15 protein-coding genes and 2 pseudogenes are annotated in these 19,415 nt (G+C 65.5%); 10 read left to right on the forward strand and 7 right to left on the reverse strand.

What is annotated here, in order from left to right; genetic code table 11:
• Positions 1–16: 16 nt before the first annotated feature.
• A complete protein-coding gene (locus tag ACTMTI_RS52300) occupies positions 17–1,297 on the reverse strand; it encodes a lysine N(6)-hydroxylase/L-ornithine N(5)-oxygenase family protein (RefSeq protein WP_441128410.1) in 1,281 nt (426 codons plus the stop codon).
• 1,076 nt (positions 1,298–2,373) lie between these two features.
• Between ACTMTI_RS52300 and ACTMTI_RS52305 the strand changes: the two genes are divergently transcribed.
• Complete coding sequence (locus tag ACTMTI_RS52305) at positions 2,374–3,231, forward strand: hypothetical protein (protein WP_441128412.1); 858 nt, start codon at positions 2,374–2,376, stop codon at positions 3,229–3,231.
• 50 nt (positions 3,232–3,281) lie between these two features.
• On the forward strand, positions 3,282–4,373 hold the full coding sequence (locus ACTMTI_RS52310; RefSeq protein ID WP_441128414.1) for a TauD/TfdA family dioxygenase: 1,092 nt from the start codon (positions 3,282–3,284) through the stop codon (positions 4,371–4,373).
• Position 4,374: 1 nt separating this feature from the next.
• Here the strand turns inward: ACTMTI_RS52310 and ACTMTI_RS52315 are convergent, their stop codons facing one another.
• Complete coding sequence (locus ACTMTI_RS52315; RefSeq protein WP_441128415.1) at positions 4,375–4,776, reverse strand: hypothetical protein; 402 nt, start codon at positions 4,774–4,776, stop codon at positions 4,375–4,377.
• Positions 4,777–5,322: 546 nt separating this feature from the next.
• Between ACTMTI_RS52315 and ACTMTI_RS52320 the strand changes: the two genes are divergently transcribed.
• The 4 genes from ACTMTI_RS52320 (at position 5,323) to ACTMTI_RS52335 (ending at position 11,770) form a co-directional block, all read left to right on the forward strand.
• Positions 5,323–7,653, forward strand: coding sequence for a lantibiotic dehydratase (locus tag ACTMTI_RS52320; RefSeq protein ID WP_441128417.1), 2,331 nt, complete (start codon positions 5,323–5,325; stop codon positions 7,651–7,653).
• 170 nt (positions 7,654–7,823) lie between these two features.
• Complete coding sequence (locus ACTMTI_RS52325) at positions 7,824–9,116, forward strand: aminotransferase family protein (RefSeq protein WP_441128418.1); 1,293 nt, start codon at positions 7,824–7,826, stop codon at positions 9,114–9,116.
• Positions 9,117–9,170: 54 nt separating this feature from the next.
• Complete coding sequence (locus tag ACTMTI_RS52330; RefSeq protein ID WP_441128420.1) at positions 9,171–10,442, forward strand: condensation domain-containing protein; 1,272 nt, start codon at positions 9,171–9,173, stop codon at positions 10,440–10,442.
• Positions 10,442–11,770, forward strand: coding sequence for an FAD-binding oxidoreductase (locus ACTMTI_RS52335; RefSeq protein ID WP_441128422.1), 1,329 nt, complete (start codon positions 10,442–10,444; stop codon positions 11,768–11,770). The genes ACTMTI_RS52330 and ACTMTI_RS52335 overlap by 1 nt, the downstream gene beginning before the upstream one ends.
• A 93-nt stretch (positions 11,771–11,863) precedes the next feature.
• Here ACTMTI_RS52335 and ACTMTI_RS52340 read toward each other — a convergent pair whose 3' ends face one another.
• On the reverse strand, positions 11,864–12,505 hold the full coding sequence (locus ACTMTI_RS52340; protein ID WP_441128423.1) for a carbamoyltransferase C-terminal domain-containing protein: 642 nt from the start codon (positions 12,503–12,505) through the stop codon (positions 11,864–11,866).
• A gap of 135 nt (positions 12,506–12,640) precedes the next feature.
• Here ACTMTI_RS52340 and ACTMTI_RS52345 point away from each other — a divergent pair.
• Positions 12,641–14,370: pseudogene (locus ACTMTI_RS52345) on the forward strand (IS1634 family transposase).
• A gap of 115 nt (positions 14,371–14,485) precedes the next feature.
• Here ACTMTI_RS52345 and ACTMTI_RS52350 read toward each other — a convergent pair.
• Together ACTMTI_RS52350 and ACTMTI_RS52355 are read right to left on the reverse strand one after the other, a co-directional pair.
• The gene (locus tag ACTMTI_RS52350) at positions 14,486–15,202 is read right to left on the reverse strand and encodes a carbamoyltransferase N-terminal domain-containing protein (RefSeq protein ID WP_441128425.1); all 717 of its coding nucleotides are present in this window, start codon (positions 15,200–15,202) and stop codon (positions 14,486–14,488) included.
• A 73-nt stretch (positions 15,203–15,275) separates the two neighbouring features.
• Positions 15,276–15,545, reverse strand: a complete 270-nt coding sequence (locus ACTMTI_RS52355; protein ID WP_441128427.1) for a hypothetical protein — start codon at positions 15,543–15,545, stop codon at positions 15,276–15,278.
• Between the two features lie 175 nt (positions 15,546–15,720).
• Between ACTMTI_RS52355 and ACTMTI_RS52360 the strand changes: the two genes are divergently transcribed.
• The 3 genes from ACTMTI_RS52360 to ACTMTI_RS52370 are packed head-to-tail and all read left to right on the forward strand — an operon-like array spanning position 15,721 to position 18,212.
• On the forward strand, positions 15,721–16,644 hold the full coding sequence (locus ACTMTI_RS52360) for an ABC transporter ATP-binding protein (protein ID WP_441128434.1): 924 nt from the start codon (positions 15,721–15,723) through the stop codon (positions 16,642–16,644).
• The gene (locus ACTMTI_RS52365; RefSeq protein ID WP_441128429.1) at positions 16,644–17,399 is read left to right on the forward strand and encodes an ABC transporter permease; all 756 of its coding nucleotides are present in this window, start codon (positions 16,644–16,646) and stop codon (positions 17,397–17,399) included. Before ACTMTI_RS52360 ends, ACTMTI_RS52365 begins: the two co-directional genes overlap by 1 nt.
• A gap of 9 nt (positions 17,400–17,408) precedes the next feature.
• Positions 17,409–18,212, forward strand: a complete 804-nt coding sequence (locus tag ACTMTI_RS52370) for an ABC transporter permease (protein ID WP_441128430.1) — start codon at positions 17,409–17,411, stop codon at positions 18,210–18,212.
• 235 nt (positions 18,213–18,447) lie between these two features.
• Here the strand turns inward: ACTMTI_RS52370 and ACTMTI_RS52375 are convergent.
• A pseudogene (locus ACTMTI_RS52375) lies at positions 18,448–18,974 on the reverse strand (transposase); the annotation flags it as partial.
• A gap of 194 nt (positions 18,975–19,168) precedes the next feature.
• Positions 19,169–19,415: phosphotransferase (locus tag ACTMTI_RS52380; protein WP_441128432.1), on the reverse strand; the 247-nt coding region annotated here is incomplete at its 5' end.

The following is a 19,415-nucleotide window of genomic DNA, read 5'->3' on the forward strand; positions in this document are numbered from 1 at the left end:
GGCTCACGGTTCGTCGTCACACCAGCTCCTTGGTCAGAACCTCGGCCAGCTCGCCGGCGCGGACCGCCGTGAGCGACAGAAGGGTTTCGGACAGGCCGTGCGAATGCTCCCCGTAGCCGAGGACGTAGATGCCGCATTTCACGGACTCGTCGGTCGCCACCCTGCGGTTGCGGTCAAGGAGCAGACGGCCCTGGCCGTCCCGCCGGCAGCGGGGGAGCAGGTCGCCCAGCAGAGATGCGGGATCGGCCCGCAGGTAACCGGTGGCGCAGACCAACGCGTCAGCCTCGACCGTGGTCGTGCTCCCGTCGGGCAGGAACTCGATCACGACGCGCAGGCGATCCCCGGCGTGGGTGACCTCGACCAGTCGCGAGACCTTATGGAAGTGAAGGCGACGGCGCCCGGTCACTGATTCGAGATAGGAGGTCTGATACAGCTGGCGGATGAGACCTTCGTCCACGACCGAGTAGTTGGTATTCGCATGGTAGGCGTGCAATGACCGCCGCACACTCTCGGAAGCCGCGAAATGATGGTCCACGGCCACGGGGTTGAAGATCGAGTTCGTGAAGGCGCTGTCGTCCGCGACGCTGTAGCCATATCGGGAGTGCACGGAATGAACCTGGGCGTCTGCGAACTCGCGGTGCAGATAGTCGACGGCTTCGGCGGCGCTCTGACCGGAGCCGAGGACCACGAATGACGACGGCTTCGATCCGGCGATGGCCTGCACTCCGTCAAGAAGCCTGGAGGAATGCCATATCCGTTCGGACGCCGGTAGACCTTCCGGCATCCGCGGCCGCCCGCCCGCTGCGATCACCACGTTACGGGCCCGGTGAGTCCGCGGCGCTCCATCGCGGCCGCCTACCCGCACCGAGACGTCCACGGCTTCGACATCACCCGGCCCCGTGGCCGACCTGATCCCGATCACCTCGGACTGGTAGGAGACACGGTTCTCAAATTGCTCGGCAGCCCATGCCAAGTACTCGTGGAACTCGGTCCGCAAGGGGAAGAACGTCTTGGTGTTGGCGAAGTCGACGATCCTGCCGCGCGTGTGCAGGAACGACAGAAACGAGAATCGACTGGTCGGATTGCGCATGGTGACCAGATCCTTCAGGAACGGCACCTGCATCGTCGCGCCCTCAATCAGCATGCCACGATGCCAGCCGAAGCGCTCTTGGGCCTCGAAGAATCGCGCTGTGACCGCTCTGCCGGCTGAGTCCATCTCGTCCAGAGCGATGGCCAGCGCGAGATTGGCGGGTCCGAATCCGATTCCGGCGATATCGAGCACCGCGTCGGCGTCCATGCTCCCGTTCCCGTAACTCTGGCTCATTGTTCATCCAATCCGGTCAGCGAACAGGGGGAAACACGGTCGGCCTGGCTGGTCCGGTCGCCCTCGACGAGCCGCGGAGCCAGCTGCGTGACTGAAGAACACGGCCGGGATGGCCAGTAGGTCGCGCCGAAAATGCTCGATTGTTGATGCGGTAACTGTCGACTCGGTTTTTGCCGCGAACGAATCGACGGCAGCCTGCCGTCCAGTTCGGTGGGCTTCGCGTGTGCAGTCGCGAGGCACGGATCAAATTATCCGTTCATATCCGCCACCAGTACTGACATCGGTCAGGGGGTGTTGGCCTTCGGCTCGATTCCTTCGCCGGTCCCCAGGGCCGGAGAGATGTGGCGACCGCGTCGACTCACCGCATAGCCGCAGGTCATTGAGGGAGATCAGGAGCCGGCGGGTCCTTCGCAAGCGCCGCCCCGACCGAGCGAGGCCAGGCATTCCTCCAAGGCGAGCGTCGCCAAGGAAGCGACGAACATCCACGAGGTTGGGCATGTCGGGATTGTTGCGCATGCCGCATCGGGGGTTTAGAGTCCCAATCCAACGGTGTACGGTCGGCATTTGCCGTTCGGAAGATCGGGGCCACGTCGACATTTGGCTCCCTTTGCGAGGGCTGCGGGGAATGGCGAGTCGGGCTGCGTTTTCTTCTATGAGGTTCAGGGACGAGGCTTCAGCAACCGTTCGAGCGATTTCATGCGTACGGCGAGAAACACGGCCGGCGCGGTCATCTGATCAGCATCGGATCCGCTTCCCTCTGCCAGCCGGGCTCGGCTCTTGACGTCCTCGGTGCGTCAGGGCTGCACACCGAACACCGCCGCAACCACTCGGCCGCATGACCGCGAGTGCGGGGACGCGGCCGCCGGGCGCCGCGTTCGGGGGAGTCTCGGCTCGCAGATCGGCATCCGCGTGCGGCGGACGCGCGCCATCGAGGCCCGGGAGGAGCATCGCGCGGACAAAGTGCAGGACGACTCCCCATCCGCACACGTAGGGGCTGAACGGCGATGTCCACGATGCCGCATCCGCCCGTGAGCCGAAAGGAAAAGCCGATGATGATCGATGCACGACAAGCTCTCCCGCTGCAGACCGCGGCGCCTGGAGTGGCGCTCTTTCCGGCAGAGTTCGAGCGGGTGCTGGCACGCCTGCGCACGGACATCGATGACCTAGCCGCGGCCGAGGATCTGACGGTGCTCACCGCGCCTCCGGTGCTCCCCCGTAACGTCGTCGAGCGGTCCGGGTACGTGCGCGAGTTCCCGCATCTGCTCGGTTCTGTGCACAACTTCGGCGGCGACGCGACCGAATGGCTGGCCCGGCGGGCTGAGGCGGTCTCGGGCGGCAAGTGGCACGATCGCCAGGAAATAGCCGACGTGGTGCTCACGCCTGCGGCGTGCTATCACATCTATCCGCTCCTGGCCGGCGCGACGCTGACCGCACCGGCGCGTTTCGCCGTGGAGGCGTGCTGTTACCGGCACGAGGCGACCGTCGAGCCAGGACGGTTCCGGTCCTTCCGCATGCGTGAGCTGGTATTCGTTGGGACCGCGGACGCCTGCGTCGAGTTTCGCGATCGCTGGCGGCAGCGGGTGGCGGACTGGCTGACCGCCCTGGGACTCGACGTCGCCACGGAGACGGCCACCGACCCGTTCTTCGGCCCTGGGGCCAAGTTGCTCTCCGTCAATCAGCGTGCCCAAGCGCTCAAGTTCGAACTGGTGGCCCCAGTGGCCGACGGCCTGAGGCAGGCGGTGGCCTCGGCCAACTGCCATAAGGACCACTTCGGTGAGATCTTCGAGATAGAGCTGCCGGACGGCAGTCCGGCACACAGTGCCTGTGTCGCCTTCGGGCTGGAACGCATCGCGCTCGCGGTGGCGTACGCCGAGCGTGACGGTGCTCCCACAAGCGAGTCGCGGTAGAAGGTGCTCGGTGCAGCTGAAGGGACGATCATCTCCAGCAAGATCACCACTTGGACAAGCTGCTCTCTCAGGATTCGGTCACGCATGGTCGTGCTGACATCGACCAGGGCACTTCCCTTGCCGGCGTTGATAGCGTCGTCGACCTCCGAAGTGATCCCGATGATCAGGCTCTCGACCTGCCGATCTCGATGCCGATTCGCGACCGAGGAGTCACCATGATGCCCCCGACCATCCTGAGCCCTGAAGAATCAGCGTTCGACTGGCTGCTGGACGCGGCCGACCATATCCGCAGCACGGTTCGGACGCGGGGCGCGGCCCTGATTCGCGGCCTGCCCATCCGCGAACCCGCCGATCTGACGATCGTCAGGAAAATCCTTGGCGTGGAACCGTATCGGGCGACGGAGCTGTTCGGTCAGCGCACTGTCTACAGTGACGGAGTCGCTTCACCGATCGAGTGGCCGACTGACCGCGAACTGTGCCCTTACCAGGAGGAGACGTTCAGCGCGGTCGTCCCCAGCATCGCTCTGACCGCGTGCGTGCGCCCGCCCGAAGCGGGCGGGGAGACCTGCCTTGCCGACTCGCGCGAGCTGCTGCACCACCTGCCGGATGAACTGGCGCGCCGCTTCCAGGAACTGGGCTGGACGCTGACGCGAGTGTTCCGCGAAGAGTTCGGCATGAAGTGGAGTGAGGCTTTCGGCGTCGACTCCTTCGACGCGTTGATCGAACTGTTCGCGCAGATCGGAATCGATCACGACTGGGTGTCCAAGGGCGGACTCCGCACGGTCCGCCGGCGGCGGGCGACAGTGGTCCACCCGAAGACGGGCGAGGAGTGCTGGTTCAATCAGGCGGCGTTCTTCAACTCCGCGAGCTTGGAGCCGAGAGACCTGGCGGTTCTGCGGCGGGCATTCGGGCCGGACCTCCCGATGGAGACCGGTTACGGCGACGGCTCTCCGCTGACCGAGGATGAGGTGTCCGCAATCCAAGACGCCTATGCCAAAACGGCCGCAGCCGTCCGATGGCAGGCGGGAGACCTGATCGTCGCGGACAACGTCCTCACCGCACAGGGCCGCCGGCCTTATAAAGGGAACCCGCTGTTCTTCACCTACCTGGGCGATCCCGTGCCGCTATCCGTCTTGTCATAGGTCAGGCGGGCTCTGGCTGCCGGGCAATACTGGCAGGTTTCAGTACTAAGCACTGCCGACGAGCCTGCATACTCGCACCAGCCGTAATTGCGGAAAGGCCGGGTGTTCCCACTCGGTGGCTGGCGACCGACGAACATGCTGCAGCACCAGGTGTTTCGTGGAAACCGCGCGTATTGCAGCGCCACGGTCCTGGCTTTTCCTTGGAGAAATCGATCCCGTGCTGCCCAGGAAATGTGTGATCGATACGGTCGAGACGGTATGACAGCAAAATGATCGCCGTTCTGGAGGAGTCGTGCGGGGCGATATTGAACAGGTCGGAACCAAGCTTCTGCATCAGGACGACCGAGTTCGTCTCCGGCTGCTGGAGCCGGCGCCGGGCGAGCAGACCACAATTCACCAGCATCCCTGTGATTACGTCTACGTCGTTGTCGCTCGACGGCCGAGCAGCACTGATGGCCGCTGGCCGAGCCTATGCGGTGATCGCCGAGGCGGGTGTCCGGGATGATCGCCGGGACTCCAGGCTCCCCGCTCAGTCCCCTGCATCGCTATTCGGCGGCCCGTCGCCGATTCCCTGCGTACCGTGCGGCGATGAAGCGACCGCGGTGGGGCTCGCGAGTGGGGGCGAAGCTGGCCGGGGCACGGAGCCTGGTCCTCAAGGAAAAATCGAGGAGCTGTGCATCGCGATCATTCCGTCGAGCGTCGGATATGTGGGAACTTTTCGAAGCTCAGGCTCACGGTCACCCGCTCGGGACGATGGTGCAGATGACGTGTTACTCCGCCGACTATCAGGGAACGCCCGCGCCCAGCTATGAGATCGCAGAGATCGTCTGGCTCACTTATGCATATCGGGATCGCATATCGGGCGTCGACCAGGTGATCTTCGATTACCTTTCCCGCGAAGGAAGTTTTCTTTGACGCTTTTCGGCGCATTCTTGAGGGAGGGGCCCCGGTGACTGCCTCTGAATTTCTCCGCCTGCCGGGCGGACGATGGTCTATTTGGCGTGGCATGGTCCTCAGAGGTGCGGGGTTCCCAGTCCGCCAAGTCGAGGCGATCAGCGATCCGCAACTCGCCTTGGCTGCAGATCAGTGCATAAAGGCGAAGGCTGACCAGGCCCAGGGTGATGATGCGGCCGAATACGAAGCCGAGTTCGCCGCGGCGCTGGCCCGAGTCACTGACGCCGTCCAATCCGTCGCTGCCGATCCGCGCCTGCGTGAAGCCGTCACCTGGCAGAACCCTCACTTCCTCGACACCTGCCTGGACAGGGGCGGAGGCGAGCCTGGTGGCCGCGGCAGCGCAGTGCGCCGGCGGGAGATGGCGATCGCCAACTACCTGCAGCGGTACACCACGAAGAACGACTCGATAGGGTTCTTCGGTCCGGTGGGCTGGGCCGAGTGGGATGCCACGGCTCCCCGGCCGTCGCTGCTCGCGGGGCAGTCTCTGCTGAGTCGACGCAGCGTCTCCTTCGAGGTATGGGCCATCGACGCGGTGGGTGCGACCCTGGCCAAGCGGCCCGAGCTGCGGCATGGTGTTCCCCCGCGCCGGGTGCCCGCCCACCGGTTCCACGACGACCACGTCGTACTGGCGAGCGGCGAGCGGGTGCCGCTGTCCGCGGATGCCGCCGCCGTAGTGCGGCGATGCGACGGAGTGCGCACGGTACGGGAGATCGCCGAGGACCTGGCGGTCGACGAGGAGGAGCTGCTGCTGGTTCTTCTCGACGAACTGTGCGACCGGGACCTGTTGCGGCTTGACTTCGAGGGGCCTGTCGAAGCGCGAGCAGAGCAGCGCCTGCGGGCCCGGCTGGCCCGGGTGCCGGAGCCGGAGGCCAGACAGCGGGCTCTTGACGATCTCGATCGGCTCATCCGGGCGAAGAACGACGTCGCCGCCTCTGCCGGCGATCCGGCCCGGCTCAGAGGCGCGCTGGAAAAGCTGCACGTCGAGTTTCAGCAGCTCACCGGCAACAGCGCCGTCCGTTCGCACGGGAAGACGTACGGTGCGCGAACAACGGTTTACGAGGACACTGTCCGCGATGTCACTGTCACGCTGAGCGGAGACATGCTCGATGAACTGGGCGAGCCGCTCTCACTCGTCCTGGACAGCGTGCGCTGGCTCGCTGCCCGTATCGCGCGCGACTACCTCAGCCGGCTCGACGCCTTATACGACCGAGCCTGCCTCCTGCTCGGCACTGCCGAAGTTCCGCTGGCACGGCTGCTGGCGTTGGCGACCCGCGAGTTCTACTTGGATCGAGACCTTCCGCCCCTCGTTCAGAACGCGATCGAGGAACTGCAGCGGCGCTGGGCGGACATCCTGGCGATCCCCGACGGGGTGCGGCGGTACAGGGTCGAGCCCACTGAGATCGCCGACCGGGTCCGGACCGAGTTCGCCGCATCGACGCCACCGTGGGCGCGCGGGCAGCAGCATTCCCCTGATGTCCTGCTCGGGGCGGAATCCCTCGACGCGGTCGGCCGTGGTGAGTACCAGTTCGTGCTGGGAGAGCTCCACATGACGCACAACACGGTCGAGATCCAGACGTTCGCGGACCAGCACCCCGACCCCGATCGCCTTCTGGCGATGACTCATGCCGCCGTCGGCGACGAGCGGATGGTGCTGATCGTTCCGCGCGCTTGGGATGATCTCACCCGAACCATCATGCCCGCGTCACTGATGTCGCCGCGCTACCGGTACTGGAGCCGCGGCGCCGACGATGTGTCCCACGTGCCAGGCGAGGTGATTCCTCTGGCCGCCCTCACGGTGGCACGGGTCGGCCAAACACTCATGGTTCGCAGCGATGTCGATGACCGGCGCTATCCGCTGTCCGAGGTTCTCGGCGATTACCTGTCCATGGTCTCGGTGAACGCGTTCCGGATGTTGCCGAAATGGCCGCACCGCCCGCGGGTGTCCATCGGGCGGCTCGTCGTCGCCCGCGAGTCCTGGCGCCTTTCGCCGAGCGAGTGCGGTTGGGCTTACGCGGCGGTCCGCGGCGAACTGAACGAACAGCTCCGCTATCTACAGATGCGGGAGTGGGTGGCCCGCAACAACCTGCCTCGGCGAGCGTTCTACTCCGTTGCCATCGAGACCAAGCCGGCGTACGTCGACTTCACGAGCCTGCCGCTGATCAACAGCCTGGCCAGCACGATCCGGCGTATGGCCAAGGACGGCTCGGACGGCGACATCACCTTCACCGAGATGTTGCCGGCGCCGCAGGAGTGCTGGCTCTCCGATGGAGACGGCGAACGATACACATCGGAATTGCGCATGGTGGTCACCGAGCGCGCCTGCTGAGGCGATCCGGACCGGGCTCCACAGGTTCCTGCTATTCGTCAGTACTTGGAGCAGGGCATGCCTCGTAGGCTGCCAGCAATGCACAACCGATCTTGGGGCGGGCCGCCTCTTCGCGTCATCGACACAGAACCGGTTCGAAATCCGCAATCCATCTCGCACGGCAAATCCCGATGACCAGACTCACGGAGGGCAACGCCATGAGCCGATCGACTTCTTCGAGTTCCCTCTGGCGGCCTTGGACGCCGGTCACCCAGCAGGCCGACCTGCAGATCACCGAGGCGCGCGGATGCCGAGTACGCGGCGCGGACGGCACCTGGTACCTGGACGGCATCTCAGGTGTGCTGAACGTGTCGTGCGGCCACGGGCATCCTCAACTGATCGAGGCCGCGGTCGACCAGATGCAGCGGCTCGTCCATTACGATCCGATGGCCGCCTCCCACCAGCCCGCCGAGACTCTGGCACGGCGGCTCGCCGAGATCATGCCGGGCGATCTCAATGAGAGTTTTCTGATCAACAGTGGTTCCGAGGGGATCGAGGCGGCGCTCAAGATCTGCTGGCAGTACTGGCGCCATCTCGGCGAGAATCGCGAGCGCATCATCTCCTTCGAAGCCGGATACCACGGCACCACCGCCCTCGGTCAGGAGTTGTCGAGGCTGCCGTTCACCCTGAACGACTGGCCGAACCGGTTTCCTGTGGACCACGTGGCCCTGCCCACGGAGCCTCGTGCGCTACGCACGGCGGAAGGCGCCGAAGCACTGCTCGGGCTCTTCTCCCAGGCGCTCAAGAGCGGGACGCCGGCCGCGGCGGTCATCGTCGAGCCGCTGCTGGGGCTGGGCGGCTGCACGGTGCTCCCCGAGGGGTTCCTCGCCGGGCTCCGGCGGCTGTGCGACGAGCACGGGACGCTGCTCATCCTGGACGAGATCTTCACCGGCTTCGGCCGTACCGGCCGGATGTTCGGCTTCGACCATGACGGGATCACTCCCGACATCGTCGTCACGAGCAAGGGGATCAGCAGCGGGCTGGTCCCGCTCGCCGTGGTGACGGCCACGACGGCGATCAAGGAAACGTTCAGGAACGCCCCGGTCGCCCAGGGACTGCGCTACGGGCATACGACGGGCGGGCACGCGGTCGCCGCCGCAGTCGCGAAAGCCGTGCTCGACGTCATGGGCGAAGAGAAGCTCGTGGAGAACGCGGCGGCCCAGGGCGCCGGAATCCGGTCAGGCATTGATGCCTTCCGAGCGCACCCGAAGATCACTGACATCCGCGGGCTGGGCCTCGTCATCGCCATTGAGGCCGACTCGCCGGAGTCGGCGGAAGCCATCGCGACGGGGGCGATGGACAACGGCCTTCTCGTGCGCGCCGAGCGCGGCGTGGTGCGCATCGCGCCTCCATTGACGATCACCACCGACGAGTCGATCGAACTCGTCGACAAGCTCAGCAGGGCCATCGCCACGCTCGGTTGAAGTCGCCACCGGGCCCGAACGTAATGCCTGATCTGAGGAGGAAGAGGAATGCCGGTGAGCTGGGGTAAGGCCACGCCAGGTCCGACATCGTTCGTCGAGATGGCTCGGCTGGCCGGAAACTACGCGCACTGGCACAACCTGGTCTACTCCACGGCGTGGCTGACCGGACGGCTGGATCACGCGGCTCTGCGCGAGGCGTGGCGCGTCCTATGCCTGCGCCATGACGTCATGCGCAGGGCGTACGTCTCACCGGACGAGGCGTGCACGTACGAGGACGTGCTGACCGAGGTGGAGTTCCACTCGGCCGATACGGACGATGAAGCGCTCGAGACGATGCGCCGGACCCTCGTCGGGGCTCCTTTCAGCCTCGACGCCATAGGTCTGTCGCGCGTCGTTGTCGTGCAACGCGACGACCGGCGGCATCTGTTCGGGATAGCACTGGACCACCTCATCACCGACCTCACCTCGTGGAACCTTCTCGTAGCGGAGTTGGGCGAGCTCTACGAGCGTGCGGTCGCCGGTGAACGGATCAACTGCGAAACCGAGGGCGCCGCCTCCTACCAAGAGTTCGCCGCGCTGCTCCGGCAGGAGTTCGCCGGCCGATGGGGGGAGGAGCGCAGAGCGTTCTGGCGTGCGTACACCGAAAGGTTCGGATCTTCCCCTCCCCCCTTGCCGATCGCCGGTGCGGCGGAGAGCGAGCCCGCGCTGAAGATCGTGCGTCGTGCGCTGCCGGCGGACGCGCACTCGAGGGTGCGGCATCTGGCGAGACAGGCCAGGGCGACGCCGTTCGTGGTGGTGACCTCCGCCATTTTAGCGGGCATGAAGGAGGCGACCGGCGCCTCGAGCGTGGGGGTCAGTGTCGCTCACCACGGGCGTGCTCTGCCGTACACGGCCAAGACGCTCGGACAGTTCGTCCAGCGTGTCCCCCTGCATCTCGACGGCGAACCGGGCGGGCCGCTGGAAACGGTCCGCGACGTCTTCGGGCAGAGCCTCGACGTCTTCGATTACGCGCTCCCGCTCGACATCGTCGAACGGTCCTGGGGCCTGGACCTGACATCCTCGATCGGTGGAAATGGGGCGCATGTGACCCTCGATCAATCAGGAGAAGGTTTCCGGGGCTCGCCTCTGGCGGGTACGCAGGCGGAGCCGGTCCAGGTGCCCGCACCGGGTGGTCATGGCCTGGTCGACCCCCTCATCTTCGCGTGGTGGTTGGACGAGGCGGTCCCGCGCGTGGTCGTGTACTACGACGAAAGCCTGATCACCACGGAGGCCGTCGAGACCATCGTGGACGTGGCGGCGCGATTCGCGGTCTCGGACGGCCGCTGATGAGCTTCACCGGCGCCTTCTGGCGCAGCGGCGACGCCGGCTTCTCTGACGCCGCGCTCGCGACCATCTTCAACGGTCGCAGGCCCGCGCGACGCCCGGCAGCGGTGCTGCGTGCCGCTGATGCCGTCGACGTGGCGGCCGGGGTGAAACTGGCGGCCGCGGAGGGGTGGAAGGTATCGGTCCGCTCCGGCGGACACAGCTGGGCCGCCTGGTCGCTGCGCGAGGACGCGCTGCTCATCGACCTGGCCTCGCTCAACGGGATGCACTACGACGCGGGCACCGGAATCGCCGCGGTCGGTCCGGCGGCACGCAGCGGACTGGACCTGGACCCGTTCCTCGCCGCGCACGGCCGGTTCTTCTCCGTCGGACACCATCCCACCGTGAGCATGGGCGGTTTTCTCCTGCAGGGCGGGATGGGCTTGAGCTGCCGCGGCGGGGGCTGGGCCGTGGAGTCGGTCGAATCCATGGACGTGGTCACCGCATCCGGGGAACTGGTCCGCTGCTCCGAGACGGAGAACGCGGATTTGTTCTGGGCGGCGCGCGGGTCGGGTCCCGGATTCTTCGGTGTGGTCACCGAATTCCGGCTGCGCACTCGTCCCCGCCACCGGAGCCTGATCCGATCCACTTACGTCTACCCGGCTGAGGTGGCGACCGAGGTGCTGACCTGGTTCCACTCCGTACGGCGCGACGTGGATCCGTCGGTGGGCTTCCTCGCCATCGGAGCCACTCCGCCCGGTTCGGACTCTCCTGTGGTGATCATCGATGGGGTGTCCTTCGACGGCGGCCCGTCCGCGTTGGCCCCGCTGGAGACGTGCCCAGTGGCCGACAGAGCGGTGAAGTCCACAGCTGCTCAGCCGACGACCTTGAGCGCGTTGTTCGCCGAGCAGTCAGCCGGAAGCCCCGCGGGCCTTCGTTACTTCGTCGACAACGTTTACCTCGTCGGGAAGACATCGGACCTGGTGCCGGCATTGGTGGCGGCCTTCACCGACCTGCCCACGCCCCAATCGTCGGTGATTCTCAGTGACTTCAGCCCGCAGCTGTCGCGAGCGTTGCCGGACATGGCTGTCTCGCTTCGCCCCAACCTGTATTTCGCCGCGTACGTCGCCGGCCGCGGCCCGGCAGACGACGAGAAGTGCCGTTCCTGGTTGAACTCGGCCATGAACAGGTTGTCGCCGTACTCGGACGGCTGCTACCTCGGTGACAGCGACTTCACCGTCCGCTCGGACAGAATTCTGTCCGATGCGGCCTGGTCCAGGCTGCAGCGCATCCGGGCCGTCCGCGATCCGGAGGGGCGATTCCCCGGCTACCTGGGCACCCCCGTGCAGTGAACCCGGCTCTCGTCGGCAGGTTCCCAGCCCGAGCCGGCGGCCGGGTAGGTCGCCGGCATCAGAGCATGAATTTTGCGGCGAATTCCTGAGCCTTCAGCTGGAATGAGCTGGCTGCCCGGTCCGCGGACGGCGGGGAGTGACGAAGCTGTTGTTGATGACGTAGCCGTCGAGACCGTGTTTCTCGCCGTACGCGATGAGATCGCTGGTGCGGTTGATGAAGCCGCGTCCGTTGTTGTTCAGCGAGGTGTTGCACAGAACGCTGAAGCCGGTGCGGTCGCGGAACGCCTCGAGTAGGTCCACGATGCCTGGATTGCGGTCCCGTGTCACGGTCTGAGTGCGCGCGGTGCCGTCGACATGGGTGATCGCTTTGAGGTCGTCGGAGGTCACGTGGTTGAAGTAGAGCATGTACGGGTCGACAACCGACCCGGTGAACCACTTGGGTGCGTCGGACTCCAGCGCGATGGGCGCGATCGGGCGGTAACCCTCGCGGCGCTTGATCCTGTTCAGCCGGACCGTGGTCTCCTCGGTGAACGGTGCAGCCAAGATGGAGCGGTTGCCCAGGGCGCGGGGTCCCAACTCGTAGCGTCCGCGTGCCCAGCCGATGATGTCGCCGCGCTCGATGCACTCGGCGACTTCGCCGACGATCAGCGGGCACACGAGGTACTTGGCCGGGTCTGGTTGGACGTCTTCCGCGAATTCCTCACCCGCGTACCCCGCGTTCCGCAGCTCATCCATGATCCAGGGCATGTTCGGGTCTGAACCCGCAGGTCAGCGTGGCCCGGCTTGGTGGAAACGGCAGAAAGCCCTAGTGACACGACTTCGCCGATGACCCCATCACGACATGCACACACGCTGCTACGGTCTGGTGACATGTTCGTCAGGACAGCGACCCGGAAGAACAAAAACGGCACCACGGTGCGATACCTCCAACTCGCCCACAACGAGTGGGACCCCGTCACCAAAGCCGCCAAAATGAAGGTCCTGCACAACTTCGGCCGCGAAGACCAGATCGACCGCGCCGCCGTCGAACGCCTGGTCGGCTCGCTGTGCCGGCTGCTGGACCCGGACCGCGCCGCCGCCCTCACCTCGGGCGCGGACCTGACCTTCATCGGCTCGGCCGCCTACGGCGGCGTCTATCTCCTCGACCAACTGTGGCGGCAGCTGAAGATCGACACGATCATGACCCGCATCCTGACCGCCACCCGGCGCAGCCTGTTCACCGAACGGGTGCTGTTCGCCCTGGTCGCCAACCGCGCCCTGGACCCCTCCTCCAAGCTGGCCGCCTCGCACTGGGCCGGCCGCACCGCCCACATCGACGGCCTGCCCGCCTGCTCCGACGACGCCTGCTACCGGGCGATGGACTGGCTGCACCAGGCCCAAGACTCCGTCGAGCGCAAGGTGTTCGACCAGGTCGCCACCCTGCTCAACCTCGAAGTCGACCTGCTGTTCTTCGACACCACCTCCACCTACTTCGAGATCGACGAAGGCGACGAGCCTATCGCCCGCGACGGACGTGGCGTCCCACTCCCCGACCCCGGCCCCGACTCCGAAAACGGCGACGGCGGTGGTGATGAGCCGGCGATGAAGGGCTTCCGAGCCCGCGGCAAGTCCAAGGATCACCGCGACGACCTGCCGCAGATCGTCATCGGCATGGCCGTCACCCGCGACGGCATCCCGGTCCGCGTCTGGTCCTGGCCCGGCAGCACCACCGACACCGCCCTGATCCGCCAGGTCAAGGACGACATGCGGGACTGGACCCTGTCCAAGATCGTTGGGTCGGGGACCGCGGCTTCGCCTCCGCCGACAACCGCCGCTACCTGCGCCAGGGCGATCACCACTACATCATCGGCGAACGGCTGCGCTCAGGCTCGGCCGAGGCCAAGGCCGCGCTGTCACGCCAGGGCCGCTACCAGGACGTGGCCGAGAACCTGAAGGTCAAAGAGGTCCGAATCGGCGAGGCCGACCGGTTCGTGATCTGCTTCAACCCCGACGGCGCCGAACGCGACGCCGCCATCCGAACCCGCCTGATCGCCCAACTGGAGGAACTGATCGCCGGCACCGACACGCTCAGCGCCACCAAACGCGCCGAACTCCGCGGCGTCATCTCCACCAAGCCCGGCCTGAACCGCTACCTGCGCACCACCCCCAACGGGCTGCTGCGCATCGACGCCGCCAAGGTCAAGGCCGAGGCGAACCTCGACGGCAAATACCTGCTGCGCTGCTCAGACCCCAAGCTGCCGGCCGAGGACATCGCCGTCGGCTACAAGCAACTGCTGGAGGTCGAGCGGGGCTGGCGCGACATGAAGCAGGTCATCGATCTGCGCCCGGTCTATCACCGGCTGGAGGAACGCATCCGCGCGCACGTCATCTTGTGCTGGCTGGCACTGCTGCTGATCCGCATCATCGAGACCACCACCGGCGCCACCTGGAACCGCATCCGCACCGAGTTCGACCCGCTCACCATCGCCACCTTCACCGGCCCGACCGGCACCTTCCGCCAGCGCGCCGAACTGACCAAGACCCAGCGCGACATCCTGGCCAAACTCGACATCCCGACCCCGAAGAAGATCGTCGACGCCATCCCCGCCGCAGAAGCCTGACCAGGCACAACACCCCCACCTAGTGACACGCCGCATCAGCGCGCCCACACGCGTTTCCGCAGCTCAGAGCCCATATCTGTGTGCTTTTCTCGCTACACATCTGCGGAACGCGGGCCTACACCGACCACTCAATGCCGGCTTGGCCGGTGTAGTACCACTGGGCGTCGACTGCCGTGCCGAGCGCGGAACCGCTGTCATTCGGGCACGGGGGAACGAACACCGACTCGAACAGGCCGCTCTCATGCCACATCCTGTTCCAGTCACAGTTGAGGCCGCACCCGCCCGAGACCAGCAGCGGCAGACCTTCGGTGAGATTTTTCTCGGCGTAGTCATAGAAAGCCTGGAAAATCGCATCGGACAGTCGCTTGGCGGTGTTCTTGTATTCCTGCGACTCGACGCCTTTGTTGTACACGTGCGACCACGACATATCCGCCTTGGACAGCGACGAGAAAACCCGCTCCTGCTTCAGGATGTACTCGGTGGTCTTTCGCTCCTGCCGAGTGATCGGAACGTCCTCGGCGAAACCGGTCAGCGCCATTTGCTTGCCTGCGTCGTTGAAGCGGAACACGGCACCGCCGGGGGGCGTCGGGTCGGCCAGCGCGAACAGGTACGCGTATTTGCTCCCGGGGTCGCTCATCACCTGTTCAAGGTGCGTGGCTTCGCCCTTGGCGTTCACGCGGTAGAACGATCCGATATGACCTTCCCGGACGAGCGCGTAGTATTCCTGGCCGGGAACCGGCGGCGCCATGCCGAGCGAGGAATAGATGTGCGAGCGTTCGTGAGTGGAGGAGAAGCATCTGACTTTCTTGCCGAAAAAGCTTGCCTTCTTCATCCGAAGTGGAGCCCTCACCGACTCCGAAATATCCCGTGTGCGAGGGCGGGTTCGCAAGGGAGAACCCTTTCATTCAGCCTCCCAGCGCCACGACGTCCGGTTGGCGGTCCAGCAGGCCGAGGCCCCTGGTGATGACCTCGGCGGTCAACCTGTCATAGCGCGGGAAGTTGTCCTTTTCCGCCTCCAGCGCAAACAACAGCTTGCCGTCCTCGATGGCGACGATGCCTCCGTCATGGCCTTCCTTCATAGCCAGAATCAGCATACCGATTCCTCTGATAGCGATGGGTGGTGACGAATGACGGTGGACTGATTTATGCTTGTTCTCGGTCGCTTCGATGCGCATGCCCGCACGGATGACTTGACGGCGAGTTCGGGGGCCTGTAAGAGGAGCCGACCACGGAGGCTTGTGGCGCGGGGGATCAGGTTATCGACCGGGCGCGCCGGCCCGATACTGACACCGGTCAGGAGTATGTCGGGACTCCGAGATCATGTTTGTGTGTAGGATCTGGTCCGTGTCCATGCAATCGCTTATTCAGGCTCAGGGCCTGGTCAAACGGTTCGGGGAGTTCACCGCGGTGGCGGGGATCGACCTGGAAGTGGCGCCGGGGGAGGCGTTCGGGTTCCTGGGGCCCAATGGGGCGGGGAAGTCGTCGACGATGCGGATGATTAGCTGTGTGTCGATGCCGTCGGCGGGGTCGCTGCGGATTCTCGGACGGGATCCGGTGCGGGAGAGTTCGGCGATCCGGGCGCGGCTGGGGGTATGCCCGCAGCTGGAAAATCTGGATCTGGATCTGACGGTGACCGAGAACCTGACGACGTATGCCCGTTATTTCGGACTGTCACGGGCGCAGGCGCGGGCCAAGGCCGTCGAGCTGCTGGAGTTCGCCCAGCTGACGGAGAAGGCGTCGTCAAAGGTGGCGCCCTTGTCGGGCGGGATGAGGCGGCGGCTGACGATCGCGCGGGCGCTGGTGAACGATCCGGAGCTGGTGCTGCTCGATGAGCCGACGACGGGGCTGGATCCGCAGGCGCGGCATCTGTTGTGGGAGCGGTTGTTCCGGCTCAAGCAGCAGGGCACGACGTTGGTGCTGACAACGCACTACATGGACGAGGCCGAGCAATTGTGTGATCGGCTGGTGGTGATGGACGGAGGACGGATCGTCGCGGAGGGGTCGCCGCGGCAGCTGATCGAGACGTATGCCTCCCCCGAAGTGGTGGAGCTGCGGTTCGGGACGGATGAGCTGGCAACGTACGTGGAAAAGCTGGATGGGATCGGGGATCGGATCGACCTGTTGCCGGACCGGATTCTGCTCTATGCGAAGAACGGCGATGGGGCGGTAAATGAAGTGCATCGGCGCGCGTTGACGCCCTCCAGCGTGCTGATCCGGCGTTCGTCACTGGAGGATGTGTTCCTGCACCTGACCGGCCGGACCCTGGTCGACTGATGGCGCATCCGACGATAGCCGTGTTCGAGCGGAACATGGTGGTGTACAAGCGTTTGTGGCGGACGTCGGTGTTCGCGTCGTTCGCGTTGCCGTTGCTGTTCCTGGTCAGTATCGGGCTGGGGGTAGGGCGGTATGTGGGCGACATACAGAACTTTTCCTACGTTGAGTGGATCGTGCCCGGGGTGCTGGCGTCGACGGCGTTCCAGATGATGATCAGCGAGTCGACGTATTCGGTGATGGCGGCGTTCAAGGACTATCGCTCGGCGCACGCCGCGTTCGCGACGCGGGTGTCGATCGCGGACCTGTTGCGAGGCTGGTTCCTCTACCTCGTGGTTCGGGTGGAGATCGCGGTCCTGGTGTTCCTGGTGGTCGTCGCGGTCGGGGTGGGGTTGTCCTCGCCGTGGGTGGCGATAACGCCGGTACTGGCGGCCTTGCTGGCGCTGGCGACGGCGGCTCCAGTGACGGCATTCGCGGCCAAGGTCGACCACGACAGCTATTTCGAGTTGCTGTTCCGGTTCGTGATGATTCCCGCGACGCTGTTTTCTGGGGTTTTCTTTCCGGTGGAGCAGCTGGGCTGGCTGCGCGTGGCGGCGTACGTGTCACCGCTGTGGCATGCGGTGGAGCTGTGCCGGGCGGCGATGCTCGGTCTGCCGACGTCATGGCCGTGGCTCGTGCACGTAGCGGTGCTGGTGGCCTATGGGGCCGCCGGGTGGTGGTGGGCTTCGCTCACGTTCCGTCGACGGCTTCAGGATTAGGTGGGCGTCATGGTGACTTTGCTAGTGGCGCGACAGGTGTCGGCGAGCCGGGTGGGTGCGGTGATGAACCGTAACCTGGGGGCTTTGCGGAGCGGCGCGTCGTATTGGCTGGTGTTGTTGGCGGGGTTCTTCGAGCCATTGCTGTATCTCCTGTCGATCGGTGTCGGCGTGGGTGCGCTGGTGAAGAACATCCAGATGGACGACGGCGCGCTGGTGCCGTACGCGGTGTTCGTGGCTCCGGCGATGCTGGCGGCGTCCGCGATGAACGGGGCGCTGGCTGAGACGGCGTTCAACTTCTTCTACAAGATGAAGTACTCCAAGACGTTTGATGCGATCCTGGCTACGCCGGTGCAGCCGATCGAGGTGGCGTTCGGTGAGCTGGCGTGGGCCATGGTGCGCAGTGCCCTCTACACGGCGATCTTCCTGGTGATCATGGTGATGTTCGGGCTGGCGGAGCCTTGGTGGGCGCTGGCGGCGTTCCCGGCGACATTGCTGGTGGGGATGGCGTTCGGCGCGGTGGGGATGGTCGTTTCGACGCTGATGCGCGGCTGGCAGGATCTCGACCTGATCACAGTGGGGCAGTTCTCGTTGTTCCTGTTCTCCGGCACATTCGCGCCCGTAGGCGGGTATCCAGCGGCGGTAGAGGCGCTGGTGGCTGCTCTTCCGCTGTACCACGCCGTGGAGCTGGTGCGGGGTCTGGCGTTGGGGCTGGTGTCGTGGGGGTTGCTGGGGCATGCGCTGTATCTGCTGGTGATGATGGTCGCGGGCTTGTGGATCACCTCGCGCCGGATCCAGCGGTTGTTGTGCTCGTAGTGGATGACGGCACTGGTGTGCCGGCCGTCGCCGGAGAAGGTCGAAAGACCGCCGCTACGCCGGCCACGAGGCCCCTGGCGCTTGGCTCCTTGGTCTGATCACGCTAAAGACGCGCGTTCGCATATTGATCACCATCACCACTCCAAGCTCAGGACATCGCGCAGGGGGAGGGGCCCGGTGTTATCGATGAGCGGTTGCGCTCGGCCAGCCAGGAGACGGTGCGTTCTACCACTCAGCGATGACGTCCCAGCCGCTGACTGGACTCGATCCCCCGGCGGGCGATACGCGGGATGATGCGCACCAGCGGCTCCGGCGCGAGGCTGCCGTGGACGTTGGCGGCACTGATCACGACAGCGAGGGGCAAGCCGATCCGCTCGGTGATGAGGTGGATTTCCGACCCCTTCTTGCGCGATCGATAAGATTCGGACCTATCAGCTCCCCACTTCGACAGCCCGCACGCTGACGGAGTCGATCGCGCACCGCGACCAGTCCAGCTAACCGCGGGCGCCGAGCTCGTCCAGGCGGATCCGGTACAGCTTGGCCCACACCCGCGCGGCGCCCCACTTGGCGAAGCGACGGTGCACCGTCTGCCAAGAGGCACCGAGCACCGGCGGCAACGGCCGCCGCGCACTCCCGGTGGTGGCCACATACACGATCGCCGCCAGAATGACCCGATCGTCCACCCGGCGCCGTCCGCCACCTGCGGCCGCGTCGGCGCCGGCGGAACCATCCGCTGGAACAACATCACAATTTATCGGGCATCAGCCGTCGAAGGAACGCATCCACGAGCCATTCAACGATCAATCTTCGAATGAGTGACGTCCAACACTTAGCAGGAGGCAGCGCTCTAGTGCTTTGACCATAAACGATCACCGGGTTGTTGCAGGCATGAGTGCTCCGTCCGTCAACGCCAGTGATGGGAGTAGACGACGATCATGGTGGGCCGGGGGATGAATTCAGCGGTAGCCGGTCAGACCGTCCGCCAGTTGTTCTTCGTCGCCGTCCCGGTGCGCGGATAGGGCCTGCTGCAGGGCGAAGGTTGTGCGAATGATGGCGATGCGGGTGGCCATCGTGCTGTCCGACCAGCCGCCCAGCGTGAGTACCCGATTCAAGAAATGCGTGCCGTAGCTGGCCTCAACGGCCGCAAGGTCCTCGGCGGGATCACCGATCGTGACCTCATCCCAATCGATCACCCCGCTGAGC

This window comes from Nonomuraea sp. H19 (assembly GCF_052068215.1).
GTDB lineage: Bacteria > Actinomycetota > Actinomycetes > Streptosporangiales > Streptosporangiaceae > Nonomuraea.